The sequence below is a fragment of the Desulfosarcina sp. genome, from assembly GCF_055467485.1.
In genome coordinates this window covers 1-6,359 of the sequence record NZ_JBUOIV010000115.1, presented here as the reverse complement: position 1 = coordinate 6,359, position 6,359 = coordinate 1, and the positions used below count along the sequence as shown (strand labels likewise).

Below are 6,359 nucleotides of genomic sequence, written 5' to 3'. Positions count from 1 at the left end.
ATACGGTTTTTGCCGTCTATCACCAGAATGATATCGTCCAACCCGCGAGATATTTCCGCTTTGGCCACCGGCAGGATATCGAGCAGTCCATAACGGAAAAACCCCCAGGCCATTGCACCGGCGACCCAGACAAAAGCTATCGGACTGATATCCATATTCGTCACGGGGCTGTTTCCGGTAACATACACAGCGTTGACGAGCCAGACAAATGCCACTGCAGCCAGCAAAATTCCTGCTTGAGCACGATGATAGCCTGAAGCCGTGACGATCGCGCGCAGCAGGATGAAGCTTAAAACGCCAAGGAGAAGGTAGTGATATGAAATCGTGGCCCACCATAAAGGGCCATGTTTCAATCCGAGCATCGGAACTGGCCCGGATTGGATGGCGTAATATCCGGAGTAAAAGAGCTTGTGCAGGGGATTGAACCAGACAACGAGAATAATGGAAGCTGCCGGAACAAAAAACATTGAATACGTTTTTCGGTTAAGCCGGGATTCATAACCAAAAACGGATAGAGCGAATAAAAGCGCCAATGGCGGCGCTGATACGATCCCGAAATACTGAAATTTGGTTATGAGCAGGTTTGTCTCGATACTGAACCCGAGATAGAGCATTCCCTCACTGACCGTCCAGGCGGTGGAGGCCACGCACAGCCAGGCCAGATACCGGCCGCCTCTGGCTTTGGCCCGCCAAAAGGTATAAAGGGCCGTGATAAAAATCAAGGTGGCTGACAGAAAAAATGGAAAGCAATAAAAAATTCGATAGTCCATCCGAAACTCATTGAGAGGCTTAATCCCTGAGCGTGGAAAGATTCATTTACCTGAGGAATATATTGCCGCTATTGAAATGAAGCCTCAATTTTTTGATATTTTTGGGTAAAATACAATATCGGAATTATCACCGATAACTTGAGGACTTCTCGAGCCCCTCGGCCGATGCCGAATGCTCAAAGAAGCTGTTTTGGCAGAATATATGACGATTTCTCCAGGGCGGGTCATTCTGACATGAAACCACGACTTGAGGTGGTGGTGTCGCATAAGCGCAGCGTCCGGCTAAAAGCAGAAGGTCTGATAGGAGCCAAAACTGCTGAACGTCGAACATCGAACGTCCAACATCGAACATCGAATGAACAACTGGGAGGACGATGGACGATGGACGATGGACGAATTAAGGAATTCTGACTGTTTTAAAAAAAAGATTAAGCGAAGCGTTTCCACCCTTCGACATTCGATATTCGACATTCGACATTCTGCGGTTCGCTTTTTTTACAATTGTTTCGTGCTTCGGATTTCGAATTTCGGATTTAAGAGCCCATAATGCGGATGGGGGTCTCAACCCTCGCATATAATCATCTGAGGAATTCAACGATTTGAGCGGTGTCGGAGAGGTCGGCCAGCTGATCGATGAGCGCGAGCAATTCGGCCCGGTTTTCCGGTGAGATGACGCCGGCCGACAGCTTTTCGAACTTGGCCGTCAGGCGGACTTTATCCATGGGATTGGCGGGATCCCCGAGCGGATGCCTGACGGTTCGCTCCAGCATCCCGCCGGCGGTCCGCAGGCAAACCCGGGCGCCGGTTTGCGCGGGGAATCGAGCCTCCAGTTCGGGATCGACATGCAGCTTTACCCGGCGGCCCAGGTCCACAACATCCGGCCGGTGCAGCCATTCCGGGGAAAGCGGCATCAGGGCCTGTGCACCGCCGATCATGGCCACTGCGAGGCAAAACGGCAGGCTGTACTGCGCCCCCTCGAGGGAGTCGGGATCGGCATAGTTGTTGAGCCGCAACGTACGCTCGAAGGTGAACACGTCCACGGCGCGGATGTCCTCTGCCGTCAGCTTGTGATCATTTGAGAGGCTGATGAGCCCATCGAGGGCCGAGTGGATCCAGCGGCAGCAGGCATAGGGTTTGAAGTAGACCGAATTCAGCACGTTGCCGGTGCCAAGCCCGTCGATGATTCCGGCCGCATCGAAGTAATCCGGGTGGTCCAGGATGTCCAGCGGTCCGGTGAATCCCCGCCGTGCCAGTTCCAGGGCCGTCAAACCGGTCATAACCGCCCAGGGGATTCCTTCCTTGGCCTGGTTGCCCATCACCGTGCTGTATCCGGCCGCTGAAAGCCCCGGCGACAGAACGCCCGCAATCGCGAAAGCCTGGGCCATGACGGCGGGATCATCCCCTGCCAGCAGCCCGGCTGCGGCGACGGTTCCGTAGGCGCACCACCGCCCGGTGGACATGGTGTCCAGCCGTTGGAAATCGCGTGCGGCCGAAACCCGCACCCCCACCTCGTAGCCGGCGGCGATCGCGGCAATCAGGTTTTGACCGTCAGCGCCCCCTGCCGGTCCCACAGCCAGAACGGTGGGTATGATTGCAGCGCCGGGATGGCCGCCGGCACGCCGGTGGCCGTCGTCCAGGTCCAGGGCGCTGGCGGCGGTGCTGTTGGCCATGGCGGCGCCTTCGGCGCGAAGACGGTTTGATGCGAACCAGATGGCGGCCGGACCACCGGCATAAAGCTGGACCACCGTCTGCCGCATCGCCCGGGCGGCCTCCGACCCGAACCCACCCGCGGCACAGCCGATCAGGTCCACCAGGACATTTGCGACCGCCCCGGCAAGCCGGGTGTCCGGTTTGGTTTGCGCCATGTCGCAGACATACTCGGACAGGATTCGGGTTGTCCATTCGGTCATGATGTTCGGATACCTCCCTCGAGACGGCCGGCTGCGGCGTCAACCGCCGCGGCCGTTTCCGAATCCAGCAATCCTTCGGCCAGCAGATCGCGACGCGCCCGCGCGACGGCCTCGTACCAGGGGTCAAGCGAAATCTTGAGATAAGCCGCCTTGAACCGCCGGATATTCAACTGCTCGTTTTCAATCTCGGATTGCCGCACGTGGCTGCTGAAAAAATCACCGGCCCGGTCACAGGCCGCCAACAGGGCATCCTGGATTTCGGGTGCCAGAATCTGGAACTTGGATTCGTTGACGGCCACGCTCAGCACCGGTGACAGATCCCCAAGCAGCGACACATAGCGGGTGTAACGACAAAATCCCAGAGGATGGAGGTGGGCTTTGTGGGTGGGCAGCACATCGATGTCACCGGACCGCAGGGCCGATCCGACCTCCGCCCAGGGAACCGCCACCGGGCGGGCACCCAGCGCCTGCCAGAATCGCTGCATCAACCGACTTTCAACCACCCTCACCTTGAGACCGCGCAGGTCTTCGGGGACGACCACTGGCCGGGTGGCAGCCAGCACCCACTCGAGACCCCGCAGCCAGTTCCACTTTCGATTTATCAGGCGTATCCCCTCGCGGCGTAACGGTTCGTGCAGTTGCCTTTGGAAAAACCGGCTTTCGAGAAACATTCTCCGGTGGCTTTCGGAGTTGAAGGCATACGGCAGGGAAAAAATTTTGAAGCCATCGACGAATTTGCCGTAATAGAAAGGCTCTTCGACAAACAGATCGATGAGGCCGTCTTTGAGCTGGTCGACCTGGGCGACGGCGGAGCCGATCTGGGAAGGCCGCAGCGGAATCAGCCGCAGGTTTTGGCCGGTCAGTTTGTGGACTTCCTCGGCAAACCGCTGAATGCCAAGGTTTTCCGGACCCTTGACCGTAGCCAGGGTTCCCAGCACCCTGGGCATCGCATCGAAGCTCTGAAAGAGATAGCCCACCGGGCGGTCGAAAATCCGGCACAGGCGTGCCAGGGTCTTGACTGACAATGTGGCCTTGCCGTTTTCGATCTTGGAAAGCTGCCCCTGGGAAAGGCCGGCCCGGCGTGCCAGCACCACGGCCGTAATCCCGGCCGCCTGCCGCAATTCGCGGACCCGGCCGCCGACACGTTGCTGGATGAGCTTCTCGAGGTCGTCCGACTGTTCAGCTTCCATGTCCATTGGTTTAAAGGTCCTCGTTTTCCTCGAGCCGGCGCTCGAATTTCATCCCGCGGGCCTTGAGCTCACGCATCAAATCCATGGGAGGCACATCCCGCGTCGGGGACAGGACCCCGGGTGCCGTGATCTGCCCGTTTAGAATCATCTGGGCCGCAATGCTGGCGGTGTACCCCACGGTGCGGTTCATGGCGAAAAGCCCGGTATCCAGATCGCGGTAATCGATGAGCTGGTAGGTCACCCGCCGCTTCCTTCCTTCCTTCAGCCCCCAGGCGACAACCCGTAAAATGATGGCGTCGCGCTCATCGGCGGCGAACTGCAGTCTCGGTGTCAGGTGCCGGATCAGAAACTTACGGGGAGAAATCGAGGCCCCGTCGATGGCAAGCGGCTTGTCGTCCAGAAATCCTAGCCCGGCCATTGCCGACCAGAAGCGACAATGCCCGGGATACCGCAGCGCAAAGCGGCCCATGTCCCGGACTTCGGACCCGAGGTCAAAAAGCCGGATGTAGTCGATGGCATTGCCGTTGGGATAGGCTTCCAGCGGTCCGAATCCCGGGATCTCGACGGTGTGTCCGTGTTCTTCCTTGAAAATTTCACCACCGTCGACGGTCACTTCCTGACCGTCTTTCAGGATGCGGGCCGGCCGCTGGTAGGCGATCAGGACGCCTTCGAAGGTCCAGGTGATCTTGTAATGCAGGGGGTTGTCCGCGGCGCAGTCCGGTTCGGGCAGACCGGACCCGTATGAGTACAAACCGTGAACGACGTCCAGTTCATTGACGGCCAGCCTACCCATAATTAGATCTACCCCGGGGTCCATCCCCATTTCGGGTAGAATGGTGACGCTGTTGGCCCGGGCCTCGGTGTCCAGTTCGGCCACCCGGCCGGCGTAACTGGTGCTGACGAAGCTGCACCCGGCCCCCAAAGCCTCCCGTGCGACGGGATAATTGAATTCGGCCGGCAGCATGCTGATGACAAGGCGCGGCGCAGCCGACGCGATCAGCTCCTGCAAAGCCCCATCCCGGGCAGCGTCCAGCCCGACCGCCCGGCACTTGCGATACCCTTTGCGCTCCAGGAATTTCTGCATCTCCTGGAGGTCGAGGTCCGCCACCACAATCTCTGTGACCACATCGGCCTGCTCCAGATCGTGAACAACCGCCTTGCCCTGCAGGCCAAGGCCCAACACCAGTACTTTCATCGGTATATTCCTTTCTATGTGTTAGATGTTGCGAAGCCGGGGGTCCAAAGCATCCCGCAGCCCGTCCCCCAGCAAATTGATCGACAAAATGGTCAGCATGATGGCCAGGCCGGGCAGCGTCACCAGCCACCAGGCGTCGGTGATGTATAGCCGGACTTCCGCCAGCATTCTTCCCCAGGTTGGCATCGGCGGCGGCACCCCCATTACCAGAAAAGACAGACCGCTTTCCCAGATGATGATGTTGGCGACCCGCAGCGTGCCGAGCACCATCAGCGGTGAGATGACATTCGGCAGGATGTGGCGGAAGATAATCACCCGGTGGGGGGTGCCGATGGCCCGCGAGGCTTCGACGAACTCCTTTTCCTTGAGGGACAGGACACTGCCCCGGATAGTGCGGGCGTAGGTTACCCAGTCGGAGAGTCCCAGCACCAGAATCAGGTTGAAGATCGAAGTCCCCAGCACGGCGATGACCGATATGGTCAGCAGCATGAAGGGGTAGGCCATGAAGATGTCGGCCACCCGCATGATCAAACTGTCGAGCTTGCCGCCGTAATAGCCCGAAAAAAGACCCAGCAGAATCCCGGCCAGCTCCGCCACCAGCACGGCCGCAAAGCCGACCATCAGCGATACCCGGCTGCCGTAAAGCAGGCGGGCCAGCACATCGCGGCCGAGATTGTCTGTGCCCAACGGGTAGGTCCAGCTACCGCCTTCCATCCAGGCCGGCGGCGTGAAACGGGCCAGCAGGTCCTGTTCCAGGGGATCCACCGAATAAAAGAGCGGAAAGCACGCACTAGTCAGCAGGATGGCCGCGATCATGATCCCACCCAACAGGGCGCTGGGGCGGCGGGCCACCTCTTTCAGGGTCCCGGCCATAAAACGCATCCGGGGCCCCAGGACATCGGAAATGGATGGCTTGATGACAGTCTGCTGGTTCATTTGTCCTCGAAATAGCTGATCTGGGGGTCCAGGTACATGTAGAGCATGTCGACGATGAAATTGACCGCCACGAAGATCACCGCCAGCACCAGCACGGTGGCCTGCACCAGGGGGTAGTCCCGGTTGAAAATCGCCTGGACCACGAGTCGGCCTACACCCGGCCAGGCAAAAACGGTTTCGATAATGACCGTGCCGCCCAACAAAAAGCCGAACTGCATGCCCGCCACGGTGACGATCGGGATCAGCGCGTTCTTCAAGGCATGCTTGCATACGACGATCCGCTCTTTGAGACCCTTGGAGCGGGCTGTGCGGATGTAATCCAGGTTGAGCACCTCGAGCATCACCGAGCGAGTCAACC

Annotated in this window: 6 protein-coding genes; all 6 read right to left on the bottom strand. The window is 58.9% G+C overall.

The window, feature by feature from the left end; translation table 11 throughout:
* The coding region (locus ACZCED_RS24535; protein ID WP_464862064.1) for a histidine kinase N-terminal 7TM domain-containing protein at positions 1-770 on the bottom strand (770 nt) is incomplete at its 3' end.
* Between the two features lie 578 nt (positions 771-1,348).
* Positions 1,349-2,680: an MmgE/PrpD family protein gene (locus ACZCED_RS24530; protein WP_464862063.1), complete on the bottom strand. Its 1,332-nt coding sequence runs from the start codon at positions 2,678-2,680 to the stop codon at positions 1,349-1,351.
* Complete coding sequence (gene dctP, locus ACZCED_RS24525) at positions 2,677-3,876, bottom strand: TRAP transporter substrate-binding protein DctP (RefSeq protein ID WP_464862062.1); 1,200 nt, start codon at positions 3,874-3,876, stop codon at positions 2,677-2,679. The genes ACZCED_RS24530 and dctP overlap by 4 nt, the downstream gene beginning before the upstream one ends.
* A gap of 4 nt (positions 3,877-3,880) precedes the next feature.
* Positions 3,881-5,065 carry a saccharopine dehydrogenase family protein gene (locus ACZCED_RS24520; RefSeq protein ID WP_464862061.1) on the bottom strand — a complete coding sequence of 395 codons (1,185 nt, stop codon included), beginning with the start codon at positions 5,063-5,065 and terminating at the stop codon, positions 3,881-3,883.
* Between the two features lie 21 nt (positions 5,066-5,086).
* Positions 5,087-6,001 (bottom strand): ABC transporter permease, encoded by a 915-nt coding sequence (locus ACZCED_RS24515; RefSeq protein ID WP_464862060.1) that lies wholly within the window; start codon positions 5,999-6,001, stop codon positions 5,087-5,089.
* Positions 5,998-6,359: ABC transporter permease (locus ACZCED_RS24510; protein WP_464862059.1), on the bottom strand; the 362-nt coding region annotated here is incomplete at its 5' end. The genes ACZCED_RS24515 and ACZCED_RS24510, both read right to left, overlap by 4 nt.

What these genes read in the sequence shown, in the direction of transcription:
- ACZCED_RS24530 (WP_464862063.1), bottom strand. Translation starts at nt 2,680, where the DNA reads ATGACCGAATGGACAACCCGAATCCTGTCCGAGTATGTCTGCGACATG.
- dctP (WP_464862062.1), bottom strand. Translation starts at nt 3,876, where the DNA reads ATGGACATGGAAGCTGAACAGTCGGACGACCTCGAGAAGCTCATCCAG.
- ACZCED_RS24520 (WP_464862061.1), bottom strand. Translation starts at nt 5,065, where the DNA reads ATGAAAGTACTGGTGTTGGGCCTTGGCCTGCAGGGCAAGGCGGTTGTT.
- ACZCED_RS24515 (WP_464862060.1), bottom strand. Translation starts at nt 6,001, where the DNA reads ATGAACCAGCAGACTGTCATCAAGCCATCCATTTCCGATGTCCTGGGG.